This window comes from Xylophilus sp., assembly GCA_009914555.1.
GTDB lineage: Bacteria > Pseudomonadota > Gammaproteobacteria > Burkholderiales > Burkholderiaceae_C > WNDY01.
This window is the reverse complement of sequence record WNDY01000055.1, coordinates 1-26,895: the sequence shown is the minus strand read 5'-3', so window position 1 is coordinate 26,895 and position 26,895 is coordinate 1. Positions and strand designations below refer to the sequence as shown.

The 26,895-nt window shown below is 69.0% G+C and carries 24 protein-coding genes; 5 read left to right on the top strand and 19 right to left on the bottom strand.

What is annotated here, in order from left to right; genetic code table 11:
- Positions 1-196 precede the first annotated feature (196 nt).
- Positions 197-2,077 carry an ATP-binding cassette domain-containing protein gene (locus GAK38_RS19130; protein WP_325346547.1) on the top strand — a complete coding sequence of 627 codons (1,881 nt, stop codon included), beginning with the start codon at positions 197-199 and terminating at the stop codon, positions 2,075-2,077.
- A 268-nt stretch (positions 2,078-2,345) separates the two neighbouring features.
- A complete protein-coding gene (locus GAK38_RS19125) occupies positions 2,346-3,839 on the top strand; it encodes a phospholipase D-like domain-containing protein (RefSeq protein WP_325346546.1) in 1,494 nt (497 codons plus the stop codon).
- A 21-nt stretch (positions 3,840-3,860) separates the two neighbouring features.
- Here GAK38_RS19125 and GAK38_RS19120 read toward each other — a convergent pair whose 3' ends face one another.
- The 6 genes from GAK38_RS19120 to GAK38_RS19095 all read right to left on the bottom strand — a co-directional run bounded on the left by GAK38_RS19120 (position 3,861) and on the right by GAK38_RS19095 (position 9,407).
- The gene (locus GAK38_RS19120; RefSeq protein ID WP_325346545.1) at positions 3,861-4,598 is read right to left on the bottom strand and encodes an amino acid ABC transporter ATP-binding protein; all 738 of its coding nucleotides are present in this window, start codon (positions 4,596-4,598) and stop codon (positions 3,861-3,863) included.
- A 21-nt stretch (positions 4,599-4,619) separates the two neighbouring features.
- Positions 4,620-5,288: an amino acid ABC transporter permease gene (locus tag GAK38_RS19115; protein ID WP_325346544.1), complete on the bottom strand. Its 669-nt coding sequence runs from the start codon at positions 5,286-5,288 to the stop codon at positions 4,620-4,622.
- An 85-nt stretch (positions 5,289-5,373) separates the two neighbouring features.
- A complete protein-coding gene (locus tag GAK38_RS19110; RefSeq protein ID WP_325346543.1) occupies positions 5,374-6,105 on the bottom strand; it encodes an amino acid ABC transporter permease in 732 nt (243 codons plus the stop codon).
- 120 nt (positions 6,106-6,225) lie between these two features.
- Complete coding sequence (locus GAK38_RS19105) at positions 6,226-7,125, bottom strand: amino acid ABC transporter substrate-binding protein (RefSeq protein ID WP_325346542.1); 900 nt, start codon at positions 7,123-7,125, stop codon at positions 6,226-6,228.
- Positions 7,126-7,482: 357 nt separating this feature from the next.
- The gene (locus GAK38_RS19100) at positions 7,483-8,433 is read right to left on the bottom strand and encodes a LysR substrate-binding domain-containing protein (protein ID WP_325346541.1); all 951 of its coding nucleotides are present in this window, start codon (positions 8,431-8,433) and stop codon (positions 7,483-7,485) included.
- 41 nt (positions 8,434-8,474) lie between these two features.
- The gene (locus GAK38_RS19095) at positions 8,475-9,407 is read right to left on the bottom strand and encodes a 2-hydroxyacid dehydrogenase (RefSeq protein WP_325346540.1); all 933 of its coding nucleotides are present in this window, start codon (positions 9,405-9,407) and stop codon (positions 8,475-8,477) included.
- 136 nt (positions 9,408-9,543) lie between these two features.
- Here GAK38_RS19095 and GAK38_RS19090 point away from each other — a divergent pair, with 136 nt between their 5' ends.
- A complete protein-coding gene (locus GAK38_RS19090; protein ID WP_325346539.1) occupies positions 9,544-9,963 on the top strand; it encodes an acyl-CoA thioesterase in 420 nt (139 codons plus the stop codon).
- A gap of 225 nt (positions 9,964-10,188) precedes the next feature.
- Positions 10,189-11,223, top strand: a complete 1,035-nt coding sequence (locus GAK38_RS19085; RefSeq protein ID WP_325346538.1) for a cytochrome-c peroxidase — start codon at positions 10,189-10,191, stop codon at positions 11,221-11,223.
- 27 nt (positions 11,224-11,250) lie between these two features.
- Here the strand turns inward: GAK38_RS19085 and GAK38_RS19080 are convergent, their stop codons facing one another.
- The 9 genes from GAK38_RS19080 to GAK38_RS19040 all read right to left on the bottom strand — a co-directional run bounded on the left by GAK38_RS19080 (position 11,251) and on the right by GAK38_RS19040 (position 21,762).
- A complete protein-coding gene (locus GAK38_RS19080) occupies positions 11,251-11,820 on the bottom strand; it encodes a bactofilin family protein (protein ID WP_325346537.1) in 570 nt (189 codons plus the stop codon).
- A 143-nt stretch (positions 11,821-11,963) separates the two neighbouring features.
- Positions 11,964-13,478: an acetyl-CoA hydrolase/transferase family protein gene (locus GAK38_RS19075; RefSeq protein WP_325346536.1), complete on the bottom strand. Its 1,515-nt coding sequence runs from the start codon at positions 13,476-13,478 to the stop codon at positions 11,964-11,966.
- Positions 13,479-13,593: 115 nt separating this feature from the next.
- Entirely contained in the window at positions 13,594-14,382 is a 789-nt protein-coding gene (locus tag GAK38_RS19070; protein ID WP_325346535.1) for an enoyl-CoA hydratase, read from the bottom strand.
- 5 nt (positions 14,383-14,387) lie between these two features.
- The gene (locus tag GAK38_RS19065; protein WP_325346534.1) at positions 14,388-15,209 is read right to left on the bottom strand and encodes an acyl-CoA thioesterase; all 822 of its coding nucleotides are present in this window, start codon (positions 15,207-15,209) and stop codon (positions 14,388-14,390) included.
- Positions 15,206-16,405, bottom strand: coding sequence for an acetyl-CoA C-acyltransferase (locus GAK38_RS19060; protein WP_325346533.1), 1,200 nt, complete (start codon positions 16,403-16,405; stop codon positions 15,206-15,208). The genes GAK38_RS19065 and GAK38_RS19060 overlap by 4 nt, the downstream gene beginning before the upstream one ends.
- A gap of 18 nt (positions 16,406-16,423) precedes the next feature.
- Positions 16,424-18,826: a 3-hydroxyacyl-CoA dehydrogenase/enoyl-CoA hydratase family protein gene (locus GAK38_RS19055; RefSeq protein ID WP_325346532.1), complete on the bottom strand. Its 2,403-nt coding sequence runs from the start codon at positions 18,824-18,826 to the stop codon at positions 16,424-16,426.
- Positions 18,827-18,843: 17 nt separating this feature from the next.
- On the bottom strand, positions 18,844-19,278 hold the full coding sequence (locus tag GAK38_RS19050) for a DUF2147 domain-containing protein (RefSeq protein ID WP_325346531.1): 435 nt from the start codon (positions 19,276-19,278) through the stop codon (positions 18,844-18,846).
- 14 nt (positions 19,279-19,292) lie between these two features.
- A complete protein-coding gene (locus GAK38_RS19045) occupies positions 19,293-21,089 on the bottom strand; it encodes an acyl-CoA dehydrogenase C-terminal domain-containing protein (RefSeq protein WP_325346530.1) in 1,797 nt (598 codons plus the stop codon).
- Between the two features lie 4 nt (positions 21,090-21,093).
- Positions 21,094-21,762, bottom strand: coding sequence for a TetR/AcrR family transcriptional regulator (locus GAK38_RS19040; RefSeq protein ID WP_325346529.1), 669 nt, complete (start codon positions 21,760-21,762; stop codon positions 21,094-21,096).
- A gap of 249 nt (positions 21,763-22,011) precedes the next feature.
- On the opposite strand from GAK38_RS19040, the gene GAK38_RS19035 reads away from it, so the two are divergent.
- Positions 22,012-22,803, top strand: coding sequence for a MetQ/NlpA family ABC transporter substrate-binding protein (locus tag GAK38_RS19035; RefSeq protein ID WP_325346528.1), 792 nt, complete (start codon positions 22,012-22,014; stop codon positions 22,801-22,803).
- A 144-nt stretch (positions 22,804-22,947) separates the two neighbouring features.
- Here GAK38_RS19035 and slmA read toward each other — a convergent pair whose 3' ends face one another.
- The 4 genes from slmA to argB form a co-directional block, all read right to left on the bottom strand.
- Positions 22,948-23,601, bottom strand: coding sequence for a nucleoid occlusion factor SlmA (gene slmA / locus GAK38_RS19030; protein ID WP_325346527.1), 654 nt, complete (start codon positions 23,599-23,601; stop codon positions 22,948-22,950).
- Positions 23,602-23,655: 54 nt separating this feature from the next.
- The gene (locus tag GAK38_RS19025; RefSeq protein ID WP_325346526.1) at positions 23,656-25,044 is read right to left on the bottom strand and encodes a sensor histidine kinase; all 1,389 of its coding nucleotides are present in this window, start codon (positions 25,042-25,044) and stop codon (positions 23,656-23,658) included.
- A 2-nt stretch (positions 25,045-25,046) separates the two neighbouring features.
- On the bottom strand, positions 25,047-25,742 hold the full coding sequence (locus tag GAK38_RS19020) for a response regulator transcription factor (protein WP_325346525.1): 696 nt from the start codon (positions 25,740-25,742) through the stop codon (positions 25,047-25,049).
- A gap of 83 nt (positions 25,743-25,825) precedes the next feature.
- Positions 25,826-26,716 carry an acetylglutamate kinase gene (gene argB / locus GAK38_RS19015; protein ID WP_325346524.1) on the bottom strand — a complete coding sequence of 297 codons (891 nt, stop codon included), beginning with the start codon at positions 26,714-26,716 and terminating at the stop codon, positions 25,826-25,828.
- Positions 26,717-26,895 lie beyond the last annotated feature (179 nt).

The following is a 26,895-nucleotide window of genomic DNA, read 5'->3' as shown; positions in this document are numbered from 1 at the left end:
AGCGAAGCCCTCCATCATAGCAGCCTTTTACGCCGCACCGCAAGAAGATCGAAAATTCTTCCGAACCACACACCCCTCCCGCAGCTCAGCCAACAAAGCAGCTCAGCCCTCTATTGTGGCATAGGTTCGACGCTACTACAGACAAACAGACAAAAAACGGAGCAAGAACGTCTGCGCCCGCTAAGCTGCCTACCTTATGGCTCTGATCACCCTTCTCAACGCCCACCTCGCATTCGGCCATGTAGCCCTGCTGGACGGGACAGACTTTTCCCTCGAATCGCAGGAACGTGTTGGCCTGGTCGGCCGCAACGGCGCGGGCAAGTCGTCCCTGCTGAAGATCCTTGGCCAACTGGAAAAGGCGGACGACGGCACCTTGCACATCCAACAGGGGGTGCGCATCGCCTATGTTGCCCAAGAGCCGGCACTGGATGCCGAGGCCACGGTATTCCAGGCCGTGAGCGCGGGCGTCGGGGAAGTGATGGTCTTGCGCGACCGCTATCTCGCCCATACAGAGGGGGAGGACCTCGATGCACTGCAGTCGCGGATCGAGGCCGCGGACGGATGGAATTGGGAGCAGCGGGTGGAGACGGTGCTGAACCATCTCCACCTCGATCCGCAGGCCGTGGTCGGCAGCCTGTCGGGCGGCACGAAGAAGCGGGTGACGCTGGCGCAGGCGCTAGTGGCGCAACCCGACGTACTGCTGCTGGACGAGCCGACCAACCACTTGGACTTGGAATCCATCGCCTGGCTGGAAGAACTGCTGCGAAGTTTCAAGGGCAGCATGGTCACGATCAGCCACGACCGCTCCTTCCTGGATGGGGTGGCCACGCGCATCGTCGAACTGGACCGAGGCCGGCTGCGCAGCTACCCCGGCAATTTTGCGGCCTATGTCACGCAGAAGGAGGTACAGCTCCAGCAGGAGGCGGTGATCGCCGCCAAGGCCGACAAGCTGCTGGCCCAAGAAGAGATATGGATTCGCAAGGGCGTGGAAGCCCGCCGCACCCGCAGCCAGAGCCGCATCGCCCGGCTGGAGAAGCTGCGCGAGAGCCGCAGCCGGCGCCGCGACGTGCTGGGAGGCGTGAAAATGGACGTGGCTTCGGGTGCCTCGTCCGGCAAGATCGTGGCCGAACTGACCGACGTGTCCAAGTCGTTCGGCGACCGGCAGATCGTGCAGGACTTTTCCGCCACCATCCTGCGCGGCGACAAGGTAGGCCTGATCGGTCCGAACGGCGCGGGCAAGACCACGCTGCTGCGCCTGATCCTCGGCGAGCTGCCGCCGGACACGGGCCGCGTGCGCCACGGGACGAACCTCCAGGTGGCGTACTTCGACCAGATGCGCCAGGCCGTGAACCTCGATGCCACGCTGGAAGACTTCATCAGCCCCGGCAGCGAATGGATCGAGATCGGCAGCCAGCGCAAGCATGTCAAGAGCTATCTCGCAGACTTCTTGTTCTCACCCGCCCGTGCCGCCTCGCCGGTGCGCTCCCTCTCGGGCGGCGAACGCAACCGCCTGCTGCTCGCGCGCCTGTTCGCGCGGCCGGCCAACGTGCTGGTGCTGGACGAGCCGACCAACGACCTGGACATCGAGACGCTGGAACTGCTGGAGGAACTGCTGCAGTCCTACGACGGCACGGTGTTCCTCGTGAGCCACGACCGCACCTTCCTCGACAACGTGGTGACCAGCACCATCGCCTGGGAGTCGCCGGGCCGCTGGCGTGAATACGAGGGCGGCGTGCGGGACTGGCTGGTGCAGTCGAAGCGCTCGCGCGAACTCGCGCAGCGCAGTGAGGCGCCGCCGAAGTCTGCGGCGTCCGCGCCAGCGCCCCGCGCCGAACCTGCTGCGGCCGCGGCCTCCGGCAAGCGCAGGCTCAGCTACAGGGAGCAACGCGAACTCGAAGCCCTGCCGGACCGCATTGCCGCGCTGGAGGCGGAGCAGACCGCCGTCAACGCCGAACTGGCCGACGGCTCCGTCTACCGCACCGATCATGCGCGCGCCATCGCCCTGCAGGCACGCGCGGCGGAGATCGAGGATGCGCTGATGGATGCGCTGGAGCGCTGGACGGCGCTGTCGCCCTGACGCATCCGCCGCCTGCCGTCCGACAGACAGCCGGGCGGCCCGGTTCGACAATCGCCGCCACCCAACAGTTCATGGCCGCGTGCGCCGCACGTGCCGGGAGATGCGATCGATGCCGGGCCACCACCGCACACACAGTTTCCGCGCGCAGGCGTACCGATGGACCGGCGCGGTCCTGCTGGCCTGCATCGGATTGAGCGGCTGCGGCGGCTTGCCTCCCAACGGTGGACGCCAGCCGTCCTACTCCCTGCCGGTAGGCACAGCCACGCCATTGGCCCGGGCCGCCCAGTCCGACCGCCCTGCCGATGCCTCGCCGCGCGCCGATTCCGGCTTCGGCCTGCTGGCCAGCTCCGAAGCCGCCTACGGCAGCCGCGCCGCGCTGATCGAAGCCGCCACCCGCACGCTGGACCTCCAGTACTACAGCATCCACTACGACAGTTCCACCGAGGCACTGCTCCAGCGCCTGCGTGCCGCGGCGCGGCGCGGCGTGCGCATCCGCATCCTGATCGACGACTTCAACGCCGCGGGCGACAACATCAAGGTGCTCGCGCTCGACAACGAGCCAAACGTCCAGGTGCGCATGTTCAATCCGCTGCCCGGGCCGCGCCGCTCGCAGTTCGGTCGCATCGTCAGTTCGCTGCTGGACTTCCAGCGCGTGCAGCAACGCATGCACAACAAGCTGCTGGTGGCCGACTCGGCCCTCGCCGTGACCGGCGGGCGCAACCTGAGCAACGAATACTTCGGCCAGGGCGAGAGCAGCAACTTTCTGGACCTGGACGTGCTCGTCGCAGGCCGCATCGTCGGACCACTGACTCAGAGCTTCGACACCTACTGGAACGACAAGCTCGCCTATCCGGTGCGCACGCTGCTGACCGACGCCGAACAAAAATCGCTCGACGCCGCTGCGGCGAGCGCGTCGCCCGCGCCATCCGCGGCCGACGATCCTGCTGCGCGCGACAGCGCAGCGCAGCCCCAGACACCAGCTTCGGTGCCCCTCGCGACACCGCCTGGCGCGGCCGCGATCGCCCGGGACATCGAGGCCTGCCGCCTCAAACTGGTGTGGGCGCCCGCCACGCTGCTGGTCGACCAGCCGTCGAAGATCGGTTCCGACGACCCGGCCGACCCCGACGAAACGGCGGTCGGCGGCCTGCTCGCACTGGCGGAGACGGCGCGGCGCGACCTGCTGATCGTCTCGCCCTACTTCGTGCCGGGGGAGCGGATGATGAAGACTTTTACCGGGCTGCGCCAGCGCGGCGTGCGGGTGCGGGTGCTGACCAATTCGCTCGCGTCCAACGACGCGCCGCTGGCCCACGTGGGCTATGCCCGCTACCGCGAGGCGCTGTTGAAGCTGGGTGTGGAACTGTACGAACTCCAGTCGCACGGCGATGGCGACGGCAGGGTGCGGATCATCGGCTCCACCCCGGGATCACGCTCCAGCCTGCATTCCAAGGCGCTGGTGGTGGACGACCGGTTCGCCGCGATCGGATCGATGAACCTGGACCTGCGCTCGAAGATTCAGAACACCGAGGTAGGACTGGTGGTGCGCAGCCGCGCGCTGTCGCAGCAACTGAGCGGCCACATCGAGAACGCCATCGCCCGCAGCTACCGGGTGGAACTGCGCAACGGCAAGCTGCTGTGGCATCCACCGGCGTCCAGCCAAGGCACCCCGCATGCCGCGCCGCTGGAGACAGAGCCCGACGCCGGCGCCGGCCTGCGCCTGCTGCTGCGCCTGGTCGGCCCGCTGGCGCCGGACGAGCTGCTGTAGCCAGCGGCCGCCGGCGGCGGCTCAGTGCTGGAGGATCTTGTTGAGGAAGTCCTTGGTGCGCGGCTGGCGTGCATCCGGGTTGCCGAAGAAGTCGTCCTTCGAGCAGTCCTCCAGAATCCTGCCGCCCACGTCCATGAAGATCACGCGGTTGCTGACCTTGCGCGCGAAGCCCATCTCGTGCGTGACGACCATCATGGTCATGCCTTCCTTGGCCAGGCCGACCATCACATCGAGCACCTCGCCGACCATCTCGGGGTCGAGCGCCGAGGTCGGCTCGTCGAACAGCATGACGATCGGGTCCATCGACAGCGCCCGCGCGATCGCCACGCGCTGCTGCTGGCCGCCCGAGAGCTGGCCGGGGAACTTGTCCTTGTGCGCGATCAGGCCCACGCGCTCCAGGTACTTCAGGCCGTGCTTCTTCGCCTCGTCGGGCTTGCGGCCCAGCACCTTGATCTGCGCGATCGTGAGGTTCTCGGTCACCGACAGATGCGGAAACAGCTCGAAGTGCTGGAACACCATGCCGACGCGGCTGCGCAGCTTGGGCAGGTTGGTCTTCGGATCGTGCACCGGCACGCCGTCGACGAAGATCTGGCCCTTCTGAAAAGGCTCCAGCGCGTTGATGGTCTTGATGAGGGTGGACTTGCCCGAGCCCGACGGCCCGCAGACGACGACCACCTCGCCCTTGTTGATGCTGGTGGAGCAGTCGGTCAGCACCTGAAAGCTGCCGTACCACTTCGATACGTTCTTGAGTGCGATCATGTTGGGTTTCCGGTGCCGCGGTCAGCGGATGATGGCGATTTTCTTGTGCAGGCGCTTGACCAGAGAGGACAGCGCGAAGCACAGCACGAAGTAGACGACGGCGGCGAGCAGGTACGACTCGATGGGCCGGCCGTAGTTCTTGCCGGCCGTCTCGAAGCCCTTGAGCAGGTCGTAGGCGCCAATGGCATAGACCAGCGAGGTGTCCTGGAACAGGATGATGGTCTGCGTCAGCAGCACCGGCAGCATGTTGCGGAACGCCTGCGGCAGCACGACCAGGCGCATGTTCTGGCCGTAGGTCATGCCCACCGCCTGGCCAGCGAAGACCTGGCCGCGCGGGATCGACTGGATGCCCGCGCGCATGATCTCGCTGAAGTAGGCGGCCTCGAACGCGATGAAGGTCACGATGGCCGACCATTCCGCGCCGATCGGCCGCCCGATCAGGAACGGCACGAGCAGGAAGAACCAGAGGATCATCATCACCAGCGGAATGCTGCGCATGCCGTTGACATAGATCGTCGCGGGGATGTCGAGGACCTTCCTGCCCGACAGGCGCATGAGCGCCAGCACGGTGCCGAAGACCACGCCGCCGAGGGTGGCGATGACGGTCAGCTCGATGCTGAACAGCAAGCCCTTGAGGATGAAGTTCGAGACGACATCCCAGTTGTAGAACGAGAAATCGAGTTGCACCATGGCTCAGCGCTCCTGCCGCGCGCCAGCGGCACAGGATAGACCGGGGTGTACGCCCGTGAGGCGGGCGTGGACAAAGCGCTGCATGTCAATGCCCCCCACCAGTATTGCCCGAGACGATGAAGCCCGGCACGCGCGAGCGCTTTTCGATGAAGGCCATGATGCGGTTGAGCGCGAAGGCCGAGATGACGTAGAGCACCGTCACGGCCAGGTAGATCTCGGTCGGCCGCGAGGTTTCCTCGCCGACCTGCATCGCAAACCAGGTGAGTTCGGTCACCGAGACGGCGAAGGCCACCGACGAATTCTTGAAAATGTTCATCGTCTCGCTCGTGAGCGGCGGAACGATGATGCGCAGCGCCATCGGCAGGATGACGTAGCGGTAGTACTGCGGCGTGGTCAGCCCCAGCGCCATGCCGGCGAAGCGCTGGCCGCGCGGCAGCGCCTGGATGCCCGCGCGCACCTGCTCGGCGATGCGTGCCGACGTGAAGAAGCCCAGCGCCAGCACCACCAGCACGAAGGGCGACAGCGCCTGCAGCGGCGGGACCAGGGCCGGCAGCACGTGGTACCAGAGGAAGATCTGCACCAGCAGCGGAACGTTGCGGAACAGTTCCACCCAGGCGTTGCCGAAGCGCACCCACCACGGGCTGTCGGGCAGCGTGCGCAGCACGCCGACCACCGCCCCGAACACCAGCGCGACGACCAGCGCCAGCAGGGCGACCGACACGGTCCAGCCCCAGGCCGACATCAGCCACTGCCAGTAGGTCGGGTACTCCCCTCCCGGATCCTGCAGGAACACCTGCCAATCCCAATTCGATCCCATCGCAGGATCCTCCAACAAAACTCGTTATGCAAAGGCGGCGCCCACCGGCGCCGCCATCACGGCAGGCACCCGTTCCCGCGCAACGGGCGCCTGCTATTCCACGGCGGGTGCCGTGCGGTCTCAGTCGACCTTGTAGGCTGCCTTGGGCTTGTCGTTCGGATTGGCCCAGGCCGCCTTCGTGGCTGCGGACGCCGGCAGGTTCACGGCCGTGTTGGTCGGCGGGATCGGCTTGAGGAACCACTTGTCGTACAGCTTGGCGACCGTGCCGTCCTTGATCTGCGCCTTGATGCTGTCGTCCACGACCTTCTTGAACTCCGGATCGTCCTTGCGGATCATGATCGCGATCGGCTCGACCGACAGCGGCTCGCCGACGATCTTGAAGCCCTTCGGATTCTTGGACTTGGCGATGTTGCCGGCCAGAATCTGGCCGTCCATCACGAAGGCGTCGGCGCGGCCCGATTCGAGCAGCAGGAAGCTGTCGGAATGGTCCTTGCCGGTCACTTCCTTGAAGTTGATGCCGGCGGCGCGCTTGTTCTGGCGCAGCAGCTGCACCGACGTGGTGCCGGTCGTGGTCACGACGGTCTTGCCGTCGAGGTCGGCGACCGACTTGATCGGCGAGTCGGCGCGCACGGCGATGCGCACTTCCTCCACGTAGAGGGTGTCGGCGAAGGCGACTTCCTTCTGGCGGTTCTCGTCGTTGGTCGTGGAGCCGCACTCCAGGTCGACCGTGCCGTTCTTCACCAGCGGAATGCGGTTCTGCGAGGTGACCGGCTGGTACTTGGTCTCCAGGCTCGCAACGCCCAGCTTCTTCTGGATGTCACGGATGATGTTGGTGCAGATGTCGTAGTGGAAGCCGGTGTAGACGCCGTTGCCCAGCGTGTAGGCCAGTGCGCCCGACGACTCGCGCACACCCTGCGTGATCGAGCCCGAGGACTTGATCTTGGCCAGCGTGTCGGCCTGGGCGGAAACACCGGTGGCGGCAGCGGCTGCCACGGCGATGACCAAGAGGTGCTGCTTCATGGAAAGACTCCTTTTCGTTGGGAAGCGTTGGGGAAAAACAGGTCGGTGGCTCAGGCACTGTAGCGCTGTGCAACAGGCTTACGGGTAGGACATTCCCCTTCGTCAGCCGGTCGCACGGCTGGCGCGGCGCAAGACCGCGTTCGCCGGTGCCAAACCAACCACAGACAAGCAAAGGAAGTGACTCTATCGCAGACAGACGAAACACGGAGCATAAAGCATGCCGTGGCCGCTGCCGGCCGTTCGAGCCAGGCACCGCCCGCCGCGGCTGCACGAATATACGTTCCGTGCCAGCGCCGGGCCCATGCCGATCGCCACATGCGTTATGCGCAAGCCACGTGCTGCGGCGCAACAAAGGCATCACGTGGCAGCGGGCGCTTCACTGGTCAGATAACGCCACAGCGCCTGCGCCCGGCCCTTGGGCGCGCTGCGGCCGCCGCCGGTGGTGGACGGGCGCTCGCGGTAGGCGCGCACATCCATCGTCATTTCCAGTGCGAGGTCGCTGCCGGCCGGCACGGCACTCACCAGACGCTTTGTCCGCAGCTCGCGCCGCACCGCGCTGTGCGGCAGGAAGGCGATGCCATGGCCTTCGAGCGCCATGGCCTTGAGGCCCTCGGCCATGTCGGTCTCGTAGACGCGGTCCAGGTGCACCGCGGTGGCCGACTGCTTGAGGATCACGTCGACCACGCCGCCCAGGTAGGCGCCCGGCGCATAGCCCAGGTAGGGCAGCGGCTGGCCGGCGCGGCCCGGCAGCGCGTAGAGCGGCCGGCCCTCGGCATCGGGGCGGACGTAGGGCGCCAGCACTTCCTGGCCCAGCACCACCATCTCGTAGCGGTCGGCGTCCAGCTGCAGCGGCTGGGCGCTGTGGTGGTAGGCGATCAGCAAGTCGCAGCTACCTTCCACCAGCCGCAGGACCGCGTCATGGACGTTGAGCGCGATCAGCCGGCTTTTGAGCGGCCCGAACTTCTCGCGCAGGCCCGAGACCCAGGCCGGGAAGAAGGTGAAGGCCAGCGTGTGCGGCACGGCGAACTCCACCACGTCCTTGCCGGCGCTGGTGTGGGCGCGCAGGGTCGCCCGGGCGCCCTGCAGGGCCTGCAGGATGTCGATCGACTGGGTGTAGAGCGTCTCGCCGGCGGCGGTCAGCCGCGTCGGGTACGAGCTGCGGTCCACCAGGTCCACGCCGGCCCAGGCTTCGAGCGCCTGGATGCGCCGCGAAAAGGCCGGCTGGGTCACGTGCCGCAGCTGGGCCGAGCGGCTGAAGCTGCGCGTCTCGGCCAGGCTGACGAAGTCCTCGAGCCATTTGGTTTCCATGGCGGCGGATTATGGGCGCGCGCCGGCCGACACGGTACCGGTCAGATCGGGGATACCAGGGCTTCTCCGGCGAAATGCCGGCGGGCGTTCTCGACGAAGCGGTCGACCGAAGCCTGCACCGCCTCGGGCGACCAGCCGGCCATGTGGGGCGTGAGGACCACGTTGTCCAGGCCGACCAGTTCCCCGGGCGGGCGCGGCTCGCTCTCGTACACGTCGAGCCCCGCCGCGCCCAGGTGGCCTTCGCGCAGTGCGGCGGCCAGGGCCGCGGTGTCGACCACGCTGCCGCGCGCGATGTTGACCAGCACGCCGCGCGGGCCGAGCGCGTCGATCACGGCGGCGTCGACGAGATGCCGGGTACCGGCACCGCCCGGCGTGGCGACGACGAGGAAGTCGGCCCACGCGGCCAGTTCGGCGACGCTGCCGAAGTAGCGGTACGGCGAATCCGCCCGCGCACTGCGGTTGTGGTAGCCGATCTCCAGGTCGAAGCCCGTGCCGCGCCGCGCGATCTTGCGGCCGATGGTGCCCAGGCCGAGGATGCCCAGCCTGCGGCCCGAGACGTTGGGAGGCATCGTGATCTCGGTGCGCCATACGCCGGCGCGGGTCTGGCCATCAAGCTTGACGATGCCGCGCGCGGCGGCCAGCAGCAGGCCGAAGGCATGGTCGGCCACGCAGTCGTCGTTGGTGCCCGCGCCGTTGGCCAGCCCGATGCCGCGGCGGCGGGCATGGTCGAGGTCGATGTTCTCGTAGCCGGCGCCGAGCGCACTGACGAAGGTGGCGGCGGGCAACCCGTCGATCTGCGCGGCGCGTAGGCCCACCGTACCGTTGGTCAGCACGGCCTGCACCCGCGCGCCGTCGGCGGCGATGGCCTCGGCATGCCGGTCGGCGTCCGGCGCGTAGACCAGCTCGTAGTGCCGGGCCAACTGCTCCAGGTGGGCGTCGGACAGATGGATGAGGACGAGGAGGACGGGTTTCATGGGCGGTCGGGTCTCGGGCGGACGGCAGTCGGGCAGGAGTCCGGCAATTGTGCGACAGTCCGGCGCCTGCCGCCCGGCGCGCGCGGGTGGCATGGGGGACAATGCCGCTTTCCCGTCCCCGCTTCCGATGGTGCCCATGAACGACCTGCGCAACCCCCACCACGGCGACCTGCCCGCCGACCTCGAACTGGTGCTCAAGGTCATCCCCCAGCCCCGCGACTGCAATGCCAACGGCGACATCTTCGGCGGCTGGGTCATGGCCCAGGTGGATCTGGCCGGATCGGTGATTCCGGCGCGCTATGCCCGCGGCCGCATGGCGACCGTGGCGGTGAAGGAGTTCATCTTCAAGCAGCCGGTGCGCGTGGGTGACATCCTGTCGTTCTACGGCGCGCTGGAGCGCGTCGGGCGCACCTCGGTCACGGTGCGCATCGAGGTGTTCGCCGAGCGCTTCGCCGACCAGGGCCGCTACATCAAGGTGACCGAGGCCACGCTGACCTACGTGGCCATCGACGCCCAGGGCCGGCCGCGGCCGCTGCCGCCGCAGCAGGCGTCCTAGGAACTGCGGCGCGCAGGTCCGCGCGCTGCTTGATCCGGAACAAAGCTTTCCAGCGTCCCCCTTTCAGAATGAAAGGGCCCTCCGGCATCGCCCCGTGCAACGCGGGACGGCGGATGGGCCGGGGCCCGGCGGAGTGCCGCACGTCCGTCCGCCGCAGCGGCTCCGCAAGGCCGGCGCCCTGCCGGGCGCCGGCCGTGGATCGGACGTCGACAAGGAAAGCCCGCCATGAAAACACGAAGCAACCATCCACTCGCCGCCACGGCCCTGGCCGTCCTCGCCGCAGCCCTCGCGTTCGGCGCGTGGGCGCAGCAGAAGGCGCCATCGGCCGCCAACGAACCCATCCAGCCCATCATCCCGGTCCCGGTAAAGGATCCAGCCAAGGTCGAGCTGGGAAAGAAGCTGTTCTTCGACCCGCGCCTGTCGCGCTCGGGCTTCATCTCGTGCAACTCCTGCCACAACCTCAGCCTGGGCGGCACGGACAACCTCAAGGCGTCGATTGGCCACAACTGGCAGAAGGGCGGCATCAACTCGCCCACGGTGCTGAACTCCAGCCTCTCGATCGCGCAGTTCTGGGACGGCCGCGCCAAGGATCTGCGCGAGCAGGCCGGCGGCCCGATCGCCAACCCCGCCGAGATGGCATCGAGCCATGAACTCGCGGTGGGCGTGCTGTCCTCGATTCCGGGCTACCGCGCCGAGTTCAGGAAGGTCTTCGGCCGCGAGAAGATCGACATCGGCGAGATCACCGAGGCCTTGGCCGCCTTCGAGGAGACGCTGACCACGCCCAACGCCCGCTTCGACAAGTGGCTCAAGGGCGCCCGCAAGGCGCTGACCAGGGACGAACTGGCCGGCTACCAGCTCTTCAAGAACAGCGGCTGCGTGGGCTGCCACAACGGCCCGGCAGCCGGCGGCACCTCGTTCCAGAAGATGGGCCTGGTCGAGCCCTACCAGACCACGCATGCCGCCACCGGCCGTGCGGGCGTGACCGGCAAGGACGCCGACCGGCTGACCTGCAAGGTGCCGACGCTGCGCAATGCGGAGCTGACCTACCCCTACTTCCACGACGGCGAGGCCGCGACGCTCACCGACGCGGTGGATCTGATGGGCCGCCTGCAGCTCGGCCGCAAGTTCAACGCCGAGGAGAACGCACAAATCGTCGCCTTCCTGAAGACGCTGACCGGCGACCAGCCGAAGTTCACGCTGCCGATCCTGCCGCCGTCGAGCGACACGACCCCGCATCCGGAGCCGTTCGGCGGCAAGTAGCCAGCCGGCGCAGCGCTCGCGGCCTGCTCAGGCCGCGAGCGCCGCCGCGGGGCCGGCGGGCAGCGAAGACGAGGATGGACGGGCCGCGGCCGACGCGGGGCCGGTGCCGACCTCGATCTCGCCGGCAAGCTGGCCGCCTTTCTCGATCACGACCTTGCCGTAGCGGATCTTGCCGTTGACCTTGCCAGTGGAGAAAATGACCAGCTTCTGGCGCACGGTGAGGTTGCCGTTGAACTCGCCGCGGATCTCGGCGATGTCGATCTCGGCGGAGCCGCGGAAAGCGCCCTGCTCCGAGATCTGGATCACGCGCGAGTCCATCGTGGCCTCGACGGTGCCTTCGACCACGAGCGTGTCGCAGTCGGTGATCTCGACGCCCTTGAGCTTGCTGTTGGGGCCGACGGTGAGCTTGCTGCCGCTCTCGGCCGCGGCGGCCGGGCCGGCCGCAGTGGACGAAGAAGGGGCCGGGGCGCCGGAGCCCAGGCCGGTGGGGTGCACGCCGGTGCCGGACTGTGCGGCGCTGGTGCCGTTGCCAGGGGTTTGGCGGGACGTGAACGAATCGGTGTCGCGCTTGCCGAAGAACGGCGACTGCACTGCCATGTGAGCTTCTCCTACAACTGAAAAGAAGCCCGAATGCTACGGAGCGGCGGCAGTCAAAGCTCCATCCATTACGCAAGATCGGTAACCAAAGACAGGTGTTACTTTCTGCACCGGATACGCGCGGACACGCCCTGCGCCGCAGCCTACATATGTCCTTCGCGCAGGTAGCGCATGTGCCAGGAGAAGGCCTCGTCGAGCAGGTGCGGCGTGTGCTGGCCCGGCGCGGTGCGCGCGGCGCGCGCCACGTAGTCGCGCAGCGCGGGGCGGTAGTCCAGATGGGCGCACTGCGCAATGATGACCTGCGCGCGCTGGCGCGGCGACAGGCCGCGCAGGTCGGCCAGGCCCTGTTCGGTCACGATGACCTGCACGTCGTGCTCGGTGTTGTCCACGTGCGAGGCGAACGGCACGATGCACGAGATCGCGCCGCCCTTGGCCACCGACGGCGTGACGAAGATCGACAGGTAGGCGTTGCGCGCAAAGTCGCCCGAGCCGCCGATGCCGTTCATGATCGAGGACCCCATGACGTGGGTCGAGTTGACGTTGCCGTAGATGTCCGCCTCGATCATCGCGTTCATCGCGATCGTGCCCAGCCGGCGGATCACCTCGGGGTGGTTGCTGATCTCCTGCGGGCGCAGCACGATGCGGTCGCGGTAGGCCGCCGCGTTCGCGTTGAAGCGCGCGGCCGCGGCGTGGCTCAGCGACAGCGCGGTGGCCGAGGCATGGGCCAGCGTGCCCTTGTCGACCATCGCGAGCATGCCGTCCTGCAGCACCTCGGTGTAGGCGCTCATGCCTTCGAACGGCCCCTCGTTGAGGCCCGCGAGCACCGCGTTGGCCACGTTGCCCACGCCCGACTGGATCGGCAGCAGCGTGCGCGCCGGCAGCCGGCCCCGGGCGACCTCGTGCTGGAGGAAGTCGATGATGTGGCCGGCGATGGCGCGCGAGATCTCGTCGGGCGCGGCGAAGGCGGTGTCGCGGTCGGGCTGGTGCGTCTCGACCACCGCGACCACCTTCGACAGGTCGCAGCGCAGGTAGGGCTCGCCGATGCGGTCGCCCGCGGCCACCAGCGGAATCGGCATGCGGTGCGGCGGCAGGCGCGTGCCGTAGTACACATCGTGCATGCCCTCGAAGCCGTCGCTGAACCAGTTGTTGACCTCCAGGATGATGCGGTCGGCCTGGTCGAGCCAGGTCTTGTTGTTGCCGATCGAGGATGACGGGATCAGCCGCCCATCGGGCAGCATGCCGGCCACCTCGACCACGGCCGTGTCGATGCGGCCGAGGAAGCCGAACCAGGCCTGCTGCGCCACGTGGCTCAGGTGCATGTCGACGAAGTGCATGCGGCCACCGTTGATCAGCTTGCGCACGGCCGGGTCGGACTGGAATGGCAGGCGCGACTCGATGCCCTCGACCTCGGCCAGCGCGCCGTCGAGTTCGGGGCCGGTGGAGGCGCCGGTCCACAGTCCGATGCGAAACGGCTCGCCGCGTGCATGGGCCGCGCCGATGCGCCGGGCCAGCGCCCGCGGCACGGCCTTGGGATAGCCGGCGCCGGTGAAGCCGCTCATGCCGACGTTGGCCCCCGGCGGCACCAGCGCGGCGGCCTCCTCGGCCGATACCACGCGGGCGGCCAGAAGCGGGTTGAGGATGCGGCCGGATGCGGTCATGGGGCGGGACTCCAGGTAGCGGGAACACAAAAGCAATCGCCGCGCGGCCCGGGGGGGGGGGGGCGGCGCGGCGGTGGCGGAGTCTAGAAGTCCAAACTTACGCGGGCGGTACAGCTCAGGTCGCGCTGAAATCCGGCCGGCGCTTCTCGATGAAAGCCGTGAAAGCCTCGCGCGCGGCCGGCGCCTTCAGCAGCCGGGCGAACACCTCGGCCTCTTCCTCGATGCGCGCCAGCACCTGCGGCGTCTGGTGGGCCTTGAGCAGGCGCTTGGTCTCGGTGAGCGAGGCCGGCGGCTTGGCCGCGAGCTTGCGCGCCTTGGCCTGGGCCACGGCGTTGGCCTCGGTCGGCGGCACGACGCGGTTGACCAGGCCGACCTCCAGCGCCGCCTCGGCGAAGAAGGGCTCGCCCAGCAGCAGCGCCTCGGCCGCGCGGTGATGGCCGAAGGCCTGCGGCGCCAGCAGGCTGGAGCCGGCCTCGGGGCACAGGCCCAGGTTGACGAAGGGCAGCGAGAAGGCCGCGTTGTCGCCCGCGTAGACCAGGTCGCAGTGGAACAGCAGCGTGGTGCCAATGCCCACGGCCGGCCCGCAGACGGCGGCCACCAGCGGCTTGGAGAACGTGGCCAGCGCGCGCAGGAAGCGGAACACGGGCGCATCCTTTTCGGCAGGCGGGTTGTCGATGAAGTCGCCGATGTCGTTGCCCGCGCTGAACACGGTGGCGCTGCCCTGGAGAAGCAGCACGCGCACGGCGGCGTCGGCCTCGGCCTGGGCCAGCGCGTCGGCCAGCGCGGTGTACATCGCGGCGGTGATCGAATTCTTCTTGTCGGGTCGGTTGAAGGTGAGGGTGGCCACGCCGGCTTCGGTGTGGACGAGGATGTCCCGGCGCCGGGTATCGGTCGCAGTGCGCATGGCGGCTATTCCTTGTAGTAGACGACCTGGTGCGAGGTCGCGAGCAGCCGCCCGGCCTCGTTCCAGAGCTGCGCATTCTGGTCGAAGAAGCCGTTGCGGAACTCCTGCGCACGCGCCTGGGCCAGCAGCCAGCCGCTGCCGACAGCCGCCAGCGCATCGCTGCCGGCATGGAAATACACCGTGAGGGATACCGTGCCAGCGGGCACCATGAGCGCGCGCCGGAGCCATACCCTCGGATAGAACACATCGCACAGCGCTGTGAGCGCCGCGAAGTCCAGCGGGCGCGGCGGCTCGTCGCGCAGCCACAGCCGGGTCAGGCTGTCGCCGCTCTCGGCGCCGTCCCACGCCTGCGGCAGGGCGCCGGCGAGCGGTCGCATGGCATAGCGCTGGATCCACGCCACGCCGCGGAAGACATCGCGCTGTGCGACGGTCTCGGGCGGCGGCGCCTCGGGCACAGGCATGTCGCTGGCGCTCCAGGTGGTGCGGCGCGCGGCCGTCACCGCGGTGGCGGTGGTGGTCACAGCCGGCGCGCCGCCGGGGCCGGGCTGGAGGATGTCCACCGTCCAGTGCTGGGTCGAGCGGTTGGTGCGCACCGGGCGCGCCTGCACGGTGAACGGGCCTTCGGCCACCGCCGCCGCGTAGTTGACGGTGAGCGACAGCGGCTCGCCGAGCCGCGCCGGATGCGATTCGACCGCGCGCAGCACGGTGGCCGCGGTGATGCCGCCGAACGGGCCAACCATGTTCCAGTAGGCCGGGCTGGTGCGGGCGGCGAAGGTGTCGGGCGCGGTCGCGTCGAGCGCGACGGCGGCGTCGAACGGATGCGTCATACCCGCTCGAAGATGCCGGCCGCGCCCTGCCCCATGCCGACGCACATCGTCACCATGCCGTACCGGAGCTGCCGGCGGCGCAGCGCATGCACCACGGTGGCCGCGCGGATCGCGCCGGTGGCGCCGAGCGGATGGCCCAGCGCGATCGCGCCGCCCAGCGGGTTGACCTTGGCGCCGTCGAGCCCCAGCGTATCGATGACCGCGAGCGACTGCGCAGCAAAGGCCTCGTTGAGTTCGATCCAGTCGATGTCGTCCTGCTTCAACCCCGCATTGCGCAGCGCGGCCGGGATCGCCTCGATCGGGCCGATCCCCATGATGGCCGGCGGCACGCCCTTGCTCGCGAAGCTGACGAAGCGCGCGAGCGGCGTCAGGCCGAAGCGCTTGACGGCCGCCTCGCTCGCGAGGATCAGCGCGCCGGCGCCGTCGGAGGTCTGCGAGCTGTTGCCCGCGGTGACCGAGCCGCGCGCGGCGAACACGGTCTTGAGCTTCGCCAGTCCTTCGAGGCTGGTGTCGGGCCGCGGGCCTTCGTCGCGCGATACGGTGCGGGTGCTGACGCGGACCTCGCCGCTTTGCAGGTCGGGCGTGCGCTCCTGCACCTCGATCGGCGTGATCTCGTCGCCGAACTCGCCCGCGGCCTGCGCGGCCAGCGCGCGCTGGTGCGACTGCAGCGCGAACGCGTCCTGCGCCTCGCGCGCGACCTTCCATTGCCGCGCGACCTTCTCGGCCGTGAGCCCCATGCCGTAGGCGATGCCGACGTCGGCGTTGCCCTCGAAGATCGCGGGCGAGAGCGACGGCGCGTTGCCCATCATGGGCACCAGGCTCATGCTCTCGACGCCGGCGGCGACCATGACCTCGGCCTCGCCGACGCGGATGCGGTCGGCCGCGATCTGCACGGCCGACAGGCCCGAGGCGCAGAAGCGGTTGACTGTGATGCCGCCGACGCTCGCGGGCAGGCCGGCGAGCACCGCGCCGATGCGCGCGACGTTAAGGCCCTGCTGCGCCTCGGGAATCGCGCAGCCGCAGATCACGTCCTCGATAGCCGCCGGGTCCAGCCCCGGGGCCTGCGCGAGCGCGGCCCGCAGCGTGGTGACCAGCAGGTCGTCGGGCCGGGTGTGGCGGAAGAAGCCGCGGTGGGCACGGCCGATGGGCGTGCGCGTGGCGGCGACGATGTAGGCGTCCTGGAGTTGCTTTGTCATGTCGTGTGCTCCGCGTGTTCAGTTGCGCAAGGGCTTGCCGGTCGACAGCATTCCCATGATCCGCTCCTGCGTCTTCGGATGGACGACCAGCGAGCAGAAGGCCCGGCGCTCCAGCGCCATAAGGTATTCCTCGGTCACCAGCGTGCCGGGCTCCACGTCGCCGCCGCAGACCACGCTCGCGATGAGCCCGGCGATGTGCTGGTCGTGTTCGCTGATGAAGCCGCCGTCGCGCATGTTCACGAGCTGTCCGCGGATCGTGGCGATGCCGCTGCGCCCCGCGACCGGGAAGCTGCGCTTCAACGGCGGCCGCCAGCCCGCATCAGCCAGCGCGCGCGCCTCGCCGATGGCCACGTGCAGCAGCTCGTCCTTGTGCGGCACGATCACGTCGCTCTCCAGCAGGTAGCCAAGCTTCTTCGATTCGAGCGCGCTGGTGCCCACCTTGGCCATCGCGGCGGCGGTGAAGCCTTCGGTGAGGAACGGCAGCAGGTCCTTGCCCGTCGAGGCCGCGGCGTTCTCGGCCGCGCGGCGGGCGATGTAGGTCAGCCCGCCGGCGCCGGGCACCAGGCCGACGCCGACCTCGACCAGCCCGATGTAGCTTTCGAACGCGACCACGCGGCGCGCCGCATGCACCGCGAGCTCGCAGCCGCCGCCGAGCGCCATGCCGCGCACGGCGGCCACGACCGGCACGGCGGCGTAGCGGATGCGCAGCATCGTGGCCTGCAGCTCCTGCTCGGCGCCGTCGACCGCATCGACGCCCGCGACCACGAAGGCCGGCAGCAGCGCCTGCAGGTCGGCGCCGACCGAGAACGGCTCGTCGCCCGACCAGATCACCAGCGCCTTGAAGTCGCGCTCGGCGACGGTGACGGCCTCGGCCAGCCCTTCCGACACATCGGGGCTGATCGCATGCATCTTGGTCTGGATGCTCGCGATCAGCACCTCGTCGTCGAATGTCCAGGCGCGCACGCCGCCGTTGTCGAACACGGTGCGGCCCGCCTGCGCGAAGCCCTGCGCGCCTTCCCCGCCCAGGCGCTCCGGAAAACGCTGGCGTTCGTAGACGGGGAGTATAGGCCGCTGGCGGAATTCCTTCGCACGCGGTGACCACGACCCCTCCGGAGTATGCACACCCCCCGCTTCGGCCACCGGCCCGTCGAACACCCAGGCCGGCAGCGGTGCGCGCGACAGTGCGCGGCCGGCGTCGATGTCCTCCTGCACCCAGCGCGCGACCTGCGCCCAGCCGGCCTCCTGCCACAGCTCGAACGGGCCCTGCTGCATGCCGAAGCCCCAGCGCATGGCCTGGTCCACGTCGCGCGCGGTGTCGGCGATCGCTTCGAGGTGCACCGCCGCGTAATGGAAGCTGTCGCGCAGAATGGCCCAGAGGAACTGCCCCTGCGCACCCTTGGATTCGCGCAGCAGCCGCAGCCGCTCCCCGGCGGGCTTCTTGAGCATGCGCGCGTACACATCGTCGGCCTTCTCGCCGCCAGCCACGTAGTCGCGGGTCTTGGGATCGAAGCGCAGGATGTCGCGGCCGACCTTCTTGTAGAAGCCGGCCTTGCTCTTGCTGCCGAGGTTCTTCATCTCCAGCAGCGTGGAGAGCACCTCGGGCGTGCCGTAGGTCTCGTAGAACGGATCGAGCTCGGCGGTCAGGTTCTTCTGCAGCGTGCCGATCACGTGGGCCAGCGTGTCGAGGCCCACCACGTCGGCGGTGCGGTAGGTGCCCGAACTCGCGCGGCCGAGCTTCTTGCCGGTCAGGTCGTCCACCACGTCGGGCGTGAGGCCGAACTTCTCCGCTTCGCGGAAGGTCGCCAGCAGGCCGGCGGTGCCCACCCGGTTGGCGATGAAGTTGGGCGTGTCCCGGGCCCGCACCACGCTCTTGCCGAGGCCGCTGGTGACGAAGGCTTCGAGCTGGTCGAGGATCTCGGGCGCGGTGCGCGGCGCGGCGATCAGCTCCACCAGCGGCATGTAGCGCGGCGGGTTGAAGAAGTGGATGCCGCAGAAGCGCGGCAGCAATGCCTCGGGCAGCGGCTCGGCCAGCGCGGCGATCGACAGGCCCGAGGTGTTGCTCGCCAGGATCGCGTGCGGCGCGATGTGCGGCGCGATGCGGCGGTAGAGGTCGTGCTTCCAGTCGAGCCGCTCGGCGATGGCCTCGATCACGATGTCGGCCTCGGCCAGCAGTGCGAGGTCGTCGTCGTAGTTGGCCTGGCGGATCAGCGCCGCGTCCTCGGGCACGCCGAGCGCCGCGGGCTTGAGCTTCTTGAGGTTGTCGACCGCGCGCGCGACGATGGCGTTGCGGTCCTTCCCTTCCTGGGCAGGCAGGTCGAACAGCACGACCGGCACACGCAGGTTCACGAGGTGGGCGGCGATCTGCGCGCCCATGACGCCGGCGCCGAGCACGGCGACCTGCTGCACGATGAATCGGGACATGAGGTGTTTTCCTTTTTCTAAGGGACGCGGGTCCACGTCTGCGTGCGGCCGAACGGGCCGATGGAGCCGCGCACGTCGAGCTTCCTGCCTCCGTCGGCGGGCGTGAGGCGCAGTGCGTAGGTCTTGCCGTTCTCGGGATCGAGGATGCGGCCGTCCTCCCAGACGTCGCGGCCCTCGGCCTTCTTCGCGCCGCGGATGATCTCCAGGCCGACGAGCGGCTGGTCCTTGCGGTCGTCGGTGCATTCGGTGCAGCGCGCGGCCGGGTCGGCCCCCTTGCGCAGCAGCTGCTGCACGCGGCCCGAGAGCGTGCCGCCCTGGTCGGCGATGACGACGATCGACTTGGGCTCGCCGGTCTTGTCGTCCACGGTCTGCCAGGTGCCCACGGGCGTGGCCGACTGCGCCGATGCGGCACCGGCGGCGAACGCGAGCAGGGAAAGGATGGCGTTGCGCATGGCAGCCTCCGGCATCAGGCGAGCGCGGCCTCGGTATCGAGCAGCGAGCGCGCGCCGGCGCGCGCGGTGCGCACCAGCGTCGCTGTCTCGGGGAACAGCCTGGCGAAGTAAAAGCGCGCGACCTGGAGCCGCCCGCTGTAGTACGGGTCGGTGCTGCCGGCGTCGATGGCGCGCTGCGCGGCCTGGGCGATGCGCGCGAAGAAGTAGCCGTAGACCAGGTGGCCGACCACGCGCAGGTAGTCGACCGCGGCGGCGCCGACCTCGTCCGCGTTCTGCGAGCCCTTAAAGCCGATCTCGGTGGTGAACTTGGTGAGCTGGTCGCCAAGCTGCGGGATCGGATTGATGAACTCGGCGAGCGTCTCGTTGACGCCCTCCTCCTCCACCAGCGCGGCGACGAGCCTGCCGAACTTCTTGAGCGTGGCGCCGTTGTTGGACAGCACCTTGCGGCCCAGTAGGTCCAGCGACTGGATGGTGTTGGTGCCCTCGTAGATCATGTTGATGCGCGCGTCGCGCACGAACTGCTCCATGCCCCATTCGCGGATGTAGCCGTGGCCGCCGAAGACCTGCTGCGCGTTGGTCGTCGCGATCCAGGCGTTGTCGGTGATGAAGGCCTTGGCGATCGGCGTGAGCAGCGCCACGAGGTCGGCCGCGTCCTTGCGCACCTTTTCGTCGGGGTGGTGCAGTTCGCGGTCGATCAGCAGCGCGCTGTAGGTCAGCAGGGCGCGGCCGCCTTCGGCATAGGCCTTGGCGGTGAGCAGCATGCGGCGCACGTCGGGATGCACGATGATCGGGTCTGCCGCCAAGTCCTTGGCCTTCGGGCCCGACAGGCTGCGCATCTGGATGCGGTCCTTGGCATAGGCCAGCGCGTTCTGGTAGGCCACCTCGGTCAGGCCCAGCGACTGGTTGCCCACGCCCAGGCGCGCGGCGTTCATCATCACGAACATGGCGGCCAGGCCCTTGTTCGGCTGGCCGACCAGCGTGCCCTCGGCGTTCTCCAGCACCAGCTGCGCCGTGGCGTTGCCGTGGATGCCCATCTTGTGCTCCAGGCCGGCACAGAAGATGCCATTGCGCTCGCCGAGCGAACCGTCGGCCTTCACCTTCACCTTGGGCACGACGAACAGGCTGATGCCCTTGCTGCCCGCGGGCGCGTCCGGCAGGCGGGCCAGCACCAAGTGGACGATGTTCTCGGTGAAGTCGTGCTCGCCGGCGCTGATGAAGATCTTGCTGCCGGTCAGGCGGTAGGTGCCGTCGGCCTGGGGTTCGGCCCGGGTGCGCAGCAGGCCCAGGTCGGTGCCGCAGTGCGGCTCGGTCAGGCACATGCTGCCGGTCCATTCGCCGCTGGTGAGCTTGGGCAGGTACAGCTTCTTCTGCTCCTCGGTGCCGTGGGCATGCAGCGCCTCGTAGGCGCCGTGCGACAGGCCGGGATACATGGTCCAGGCCTGGTTGGCGCTGTTGAGCATCTCGTAGAAGCACTGGTTCAGCACGAACGGCAGGCCCTGGCCGCCATAGGCGGTGTCGCACGACAGCGCGGCCCAGCCGCCTTCGATGTACTGGGCATAGGCTTCCTTGAAGCCCCTGGGCGTGGTCACCGCGTGCGTCGCCTTGTCGAGCGTGCAGCCCTCGGCGTCGCCGCTCTGGTTGAGCGGGAAGGTGACCTCGGCGGCGAAGCGGCCGCCTTCTTCGAGCACCGCGTTGATGGTCTCGGCATCCACCTCGGCATGGGCCGGCAGCGCCTTGAATTCGTCGGTGACCTTGAAGACCTCGTGCAGCAGGAACTGCTGGTCGCGCAAGGGAGGCGTGTAGCTGGGCATGGGTTTACTCCTGGGAGGGGGATGCGGTGGCGGGGGCCGCGCCGTAGCGCGAGAGGATGTTGTCGAAGCCGCGGGTGGCACGCTCGATCGAACCGGGCGTCTTGAGGAAGCGGGCCTCGTAGTGCAGCGCGAGGATCAGGCCGTGGATCTCGAACAGCATCTGGTCGGCGTCGAGATCGGCGCCGAGCTGGCCCTCTTCCTTGGCGATGACGATGGCGCGCTTCATGGCTGCGTGCCAGGTGCGCACCGAGCCGCACAGCGCGTCGCGCACCGGCCCCGGGCAGTCGTCGAACTCGACGGCGCCGCTGATGTAGATGCAGCCCGCGTCGATCTCGATGGAGCTGCGCTGCATCCACAGCGCGAACATGGCGCGCAGCCGCGGCAGGCCGCGCGGCGCGGAGAGCGCGGGGAAGAAGATCTCGTCCTCGAAGCGCGCGTGGTACTCGCGGATGACGGAGATCTGCAGTTCCTCGCGCGAGCCGAAGTGGGCGAACACGCCGGACTTGCTCATGCCCATGACCTCGGCCAGGGCGCCGATGGACAGGCCCTCCACACCAATCTGCGTGGCCAGGCCGAGGGCGGCGTCGACGATGGCGGCCTTGGTCTGCTGGCCCTTCTGCAACGCGCGGCTGCGGGCGGGCTTGTCGGTCGGGGGGGACGGGGCGGCACTCATGGCGGCATGCGGGATAAAAACGAACGATCGTTCTATTTTGCAGGATCGCCGACGGATCCGGTGCCACAGGTCTGTTCCGCAAGGGAAAACACCTACGCCTGCCGGGCGCCTTATGAAAAAAACGAAATACGAAGCCGGGTTTTAGCCGAGCCATGCCGAACTCGCTGGGGTAGGCTGCGGCCCCAGCGGCGGCCAGGGAGGCGGCCGCACCACCACCACAACACTGTTGTGCAAAGGAGCCATCCAGCCATGTCGTTCGTCAAGCATGCCCTGACCAGCCTCGTCATCGCCGCGGCGTCGTTCGCCGCCCAGGCGCAGACCGTCCTCAAGGTCGGCGCCTCGCCGGTGCCGCATGCCGAGATCCTCGAATTCGTAAAGCCCGCGCTCAAGGCCCAGGGCGTGGACCTGCAGGTCACCGTCTTCACCGACTACGTGCAGCCCAACCTGGCGGTGCAGGACAAGCAGCTCGACGCGAACTACTTCCAGCACCGCCCCTACCTGACCACGTTCAACAAGGAACGCAAGACGAACCTCGTCGAGGTGCCCAACAGCGGCGTGCACATCGAGCCCTTCGGCGGCTACTCCAGGAAGATCAAGAACCTCTCCGAGCTCAAGCAGGGGGCGACGGTCGCGCTGCCGAACGACACGACCAACGGCGGCCGCGCGCTGGCGCTGCTGCAGAAGCAGGGCCTCATCAAGCTCAAGGACCCGACCAACATCCTGGCCACCGAGCGCGACATCGTCGACAACCCGAAGAAGCTGGTGTTCCGCCCGCTCGAAGCCGCCCAGCTGCCGCGCACGCTCGACGACGTGGACCTGTCGCTGATCAACGCCAACTACGCGCTCGAAGCCAAGCTGGTGCCGACCCGGGACGCGCTGTTCCTCGACGGCTCGGATTCGCCCTATGCCAACTTCATCGCGGCCCGCCCGGACAACGTGAACTCGCCGGAGATCAGGAAGCTCGTGGCGGCGCTGCACACGCCCGCGGTGAAGAAGTTCATCCTCGAAAAGTACAAGGGCGCGATCATCCCCGCGTTCTAACCACTGGCTGCCGGGCGGCTACGCCGCATCTGCCGGCTGCGGGCCGCGCTGGCTTTCAGCGCGGCCTTTCTTTTATCCGGCAACAATACACCCCACCCTAGCTGCCAGAAGCGCCTGTCGATAGCGCGCCTTCAGCCCATACCCCTAGCTCAAAAGCAGAGCGAGGGAGGCTTCGAGGTGTTCGCCGGGCGCCTTGCGGAAGCCCGAGCGCGCATAGCGCTGCAGCCGCCCCTGCAGGAAGGCGCAGAGCACCGAGGCCCGCACCTGCGCATGCACCGTCGGCGTGGCCGAGCCGGCGGCCTCCTCGGCCGGGCGCAGGCACTGGCGCAGGGTGGATTCCAGGCGGTCGAACAGCTGGTTCATGCGCTGCTGCAGGCGCTCGTGCTCGAACACCAGCGCATCGCCCACCATCACGCGCGCCATGCCGGGGTTGCGCTCGGCGAACTGCAGCACCGCGCCGACCACGCGGCCGGCCTGCCACGCGCCACCTTCGGCGGCGCCGCGCTCGGCGATTTGCGCGACCAGCGAGAACACGCTCTGCTCGATGAAATCGATGAGCCCCTCGAACATCTGGGCCTTGCTGGCGAAGTGGCGGTAGAGCGCCGCCTCGCTGACCTCCAGCCGTGCGGCCAGCGCCGCGGTCGTCACGCGCTCGGCGCCCGGCTGTTCCAGCATGGAAGCCAGCGCCTGCAGGATCTGCGTGCGCCGCTCGCCGGGGCGGGGGCGCTTGCGCGGCGCGGGCTCCAGGGCAGAGTCGGCGTCGGCGGGAAACGGCGGACTGGCGGCTTCTTCTGACATGGCGTAACGAGGTGTGCGGAATTCTCGCACAGCGGTATTTCGGCCCGCGCGCCGTCAGAACGCGGCCGTGACCACCAGCCCCCGCCCGTGCGCGCCGGCGCCGAGCGCGAGTGCGCTGCCGTGCACGCGCGCGATCTCGTCGGCGATCGCCAGGCCCAGGCCGCTGCCCTCGCCCACCGTGCCGCGCACACGGTAGAAGCGCTGCGTGACGCGGGCGCGCTCGGCCGGCGGGATGCCCGGGCCGTCGTCCTCCACTTCGAGGAACACGCGCCCGTTGCGCAGGCCGCAGCGGATGGTGACCGTGCCGCCTTCGGGCGTGTAGCGCACCGCGTTGTCGACGAGGTTGGCCAGCAGTTCGCGCAGCAGCCATTCGTGGCCGCCAACCACGGCCGGCCGCACATCCAGCCCCAGGTCGATGCGGCGCGCGGTGGCGGCATCGAGGAACTGCTCCAGCGCGGACTCGCAGAGCGCCTTCAGATCCACCGGCTGCAGCGGGTGGGCGCGCGACAGGGTGAGCAACTGGTGTGCCAGCTGCGACGTGCGGCGCGCGGCGCGGCGCAGCTTGAAGAGCTGCTCGCGCGGCAGCCAGGCGCCGTCGCTGCCGGCCGGCACGGCCAGCGCCCAGGCCTCAACCTGGGCCTGCAACCCGGCCAGCGGCGTGCGCAGCTGGTGGGCCGCATCGGCCACGAAGCGGCGCTGCCCCTCGGCCTGCGCATTGACCAGGCCGAACAGCCGGTTGAGCGAATGCACCAAAGGCCGCACCTCCTGCGGCGAGGCGGCCTCGTCGATGGCGCTCAGGTCGCGCGGCGAGCGGCGCTCGACCGCCTCGGTCAGGTCCATGAGCGGGCGGAAGGCAAGGCGCACCGCCCAGTCGATGGCCAGCGCCGCGGCGGCCACCAGCACCAGGTTGGGCAGCAGCACGCGCAGCAGCACGCGCAGCAGCACCTGCTGCAGCCAGGCCTGGCGCGCGTCGGACCCGTCGCCCACGGCGACGATGAGCTCGCCGGCGTTGGTGTCCACCCGCTGCGCCGCCACGCGGAAGGTGATGCCACCCTGCTCCACGCTGAAGAACTCGGCTTCGCGCGTGGCGGGGACGGCCACGTCCAGCCCCTCGGTGCCCAGCAGCGGCTGGCCGTGCACGTCGAGGATGCGCCAGCCCGACAGGTCCGGGTGCTGGCGCAGGAAGTCCTCCAGCGGCGGCAGCAGCAGCACGATCGGCGGCTCCAGCGGCTCGTGGCCCGGCGCCAGCACCGAATCGGCCAGCAGCGGGATCATCCGCAGCAGGCTGCGGTCGTGCTGGAGCGCGGCGTCGTCGGCCGAGCGGTATTCGAGCCAGGCGTTGACCAGCGCCAGCAGCACCAGCGGCACGATGAGCAGCACCAGCAGCCGGTTGCGCAGTCCGGCGCTGACACGCACCCCCTCGGCCGGCGGCGCGACAGCCATCGCTACGCCGTCACGAGTTCGAGGCGGTAACCGAAGCCGCGGATGGCGCGCAGCGCCACGCCGTGCGGCTCCAGCTTGCCGCGCAGGCGCGAGACGTAGACCTCGACCGCGTTGGGCGTGATCTCCTTGTCCCATCCGGTCAGGGCCTGGAGCAGCTTCTCCTTGCTGGCCGGCTTGGGGGCGTGGATCAGCAGGTATTCGAGCACCGTCCATTCGCGCGGGCCCAGTTCCAGCGGCACGGCGGCGGCGCCGTGCGGCCGCACGCTGGCGACACGCCCGGCCGTGTCGAGTTCCACCGGACCGAAGCTCAGCACGGCCGAGGTCGCCGCCTGCGAGCGGCGCAGCAGCGCGCGCAGCCGGGCCAGCAGCTCGGGCAGTTCGAACGGCTTGACCATGTAGTCGTCGGCGCCCAGATCCAGCCCCTGCACCCGGTCCTGGAGGGCGTCGCGCGCCGTGAGGATCAGCACCGGCGTGGCCTGGCTCGCCATGCCGGGGCGGCGCAGCCGGCGCGTCAACTCCAGCCCGTCGATGCCGGGCAGGCCGATGTCGATCACCGCCACGTCGAACGACTCGCAGCGCAGCACCTCCTCGGCCCGCTCGCCCGAGCCGACCCAGTCGACCGCATAGCCGGCATCGGTCAGCCCCAGCTTGATCCCGCTGGCGACCATGACGTCGTCTTCGACGAGCAGAAGGCGCATCGTTCTACATACTCCCCCTGTGATCCCTCACTGGCACCCCATCCATACCCGCCTCAAGGCCATCCTCTCGGCAGTATCCGTGGCTAGCGGCTGCGGATCATGGTGCCGTAGGCCTGGTCCGTGAGAATTTCGAGCAGCATCGCATGCGGCACACGGCCATCGACGATATGCACCGCATTCACGCCGCTCCTGGCCGCATCGATCGCGCCGGCGAGCTTGGGCAGCATGCCGCCGGAGATGGTGCCGTCGGCGATCAGCTCGTCGATCTGGCGCGAGGTCAGCTCGGTCAGCAGCGCGCCGGCCTTGTTCAGCACGCCGGGGATGTTGGTCAGCATCATCAGCTTCTCGGCCTGGAGCACGGTGGCCAGCTTGCTGGCCACCACGTCGGCGTTGATGTTGTAGCTCTCGTTGTCCTCGCCGAAGCCGATCGGGCTGATCACCGGGATGAAGGCGTCGTCCTGCAGCGCCTTCACCACGCCGGGATCGACGGCCACGATGTCGCCGACCTGGCCCACGTCGTGCTCCTTGGTCGGATCGTCGCGGTCGAGCAGGCGCAGCTTCTGCGCGCGGATCAGGCCGCCGTCGCGGCCGGTCAGGCCCACGGCCTTGCCGCCGGCCTGGTTGATCAGGCCCACGATGTCCTGCTGCACCTCGCCGGCCAGCACCCACTCGACCACCTCCATCGTCTCGGCGTCGGTCACGCGCATGCCCTGCACGAAGGTGCCGGTCTTGCCCAGGCGCTTCAACGCCGTCTCGATCTGCGGGCCGCCGCCGTGCACCACCACAGGGTTCATGCCCACGAGCTTGAGCAGCACCACGTCCTCGGCGAAGTCCTGCTGGAGCGCCGGGTCGGTCATCGCGTTGCCGCCGTACTTGATGACGATGGTCTTGCCGTGGAACCTGCGGATGTAGGGCAGCGCCTGGGCGAGGATCTCGGCCTTGTCGCGCGGCGTGATCGAGGAGAGGTCGGTCATGGGGGGAAGGCGTCCTGCGAAGGAAGGGAGAAGACCCGCGCATTGTGCCTCGAGAGCCTGTCCGAAATTTTGTGTGTGAGGCATAGCATGTCAATGAGGAGCATGTATGCCGACGAGCAAGACGAAAACGAAGAACGCAGCGATAGCCGCCCGAACGGCGGCGTTGCCCACGATCCCCA